This window comes from Mesorhizobium sp. M1E.F.Ca.ET.041.01.1.1 (genome assembly GCF_003997355.1).
Lineage (GTDB): Bacteria > Pseudomonadota > Alphaproteobacteria > Rhizobiales > Rhizobiaceae > Mesorhizobium.
Genome location: NZ_RZSL01001223.1, coordinates 1 through 548, shown reverse-complemented (window position 1 = coordinate 548; position 548 = coordinate 1). Strand labels below are relative to the sequence as shown.

The 548-nt window shown below is 69.5% G+C and carries 2 protein-coding genes; both read left to right on the top strand.

The window, feature by feature from the left end; all coding sequences use genetic code 11:
* A partial coding sequence (locus EOA38_RS39995; RefSeq protein ID WP_210213035.1) for a hypothetical protein occupies positions 1 to 202 on the top strand: 202 nt, incomplete at its 5' end.
* A 99-nt stretch (positions 203 to 301) separates the two neighbouring features.
* Positions 302 to 499 (top strand): hypothetical protein, encoded by a 198-nt coding sequence (locus EOA38_RS39660; protein ID WP_189435268.1) that lies wholly within the window; start codon positions 302 to 304, stop codon positions 497 to 499.
* Positions 500 to 548: the final 49 nt, after the last annotated feature.

The window sequence follows — 548 nt, the reverse complement described above, 5'->3', positions numbered from 1 at the left end:
CGTTTTTTTCGAGCGCTTCGGGCGGGTGGCAGCCGTGCCGGCCGGCGTCGCTCTTGCGGTCTTCGGCCTTGCGGTTCGGGCACCGGTCGTCCTGCGTCGCGCCTTGCTCGCTCCGTCAGCCATGGGCCGTCGCATCGGAGACTGGTGCCTTGGCCGTTCGCGCCTTGGCGACCTTGCGCGCCGGTTTCTTGCGCGGCTTTGAGCGAACTGGCCTTGGCGACGCTGCTTCGCCGATCGAAGCGACCTCAGGAGACGGACCAGACGCTGCCTTCAGCGTCGCCGTAACGGCAGCGATCGCCGAATGGTCCAGGCCCTGGCGCGGAAAGCCGAAGCCGGCGACCGGCTCGACCGGGCCGCCGCGGACCATGCCGATGCGCACGCCCGGCGCGACTTGCTCGACGCGGCCGGCGCGGCGCGGCGCGGCGCGCCGAAGGATTCGAACTCGCCGATGGCGCTGACGATCTCGGCGCCGTCGTCGCCGGTGATGATGGTGGCATAGCGTGGCATGCAAGACTTCCGCAATTCAACTGAAAGGTCGAGTTCCCGCC

Excerpts from the sequence above, each read along its gene's own strand:
- EOA38_RS39660 (WP_189435268.1), top strand. The coding sequence starts at position 302 with ATGGTCCAGGCCCTGGCGCGGAAAGCCGAAGCCGGCGACCGGCTCGAC.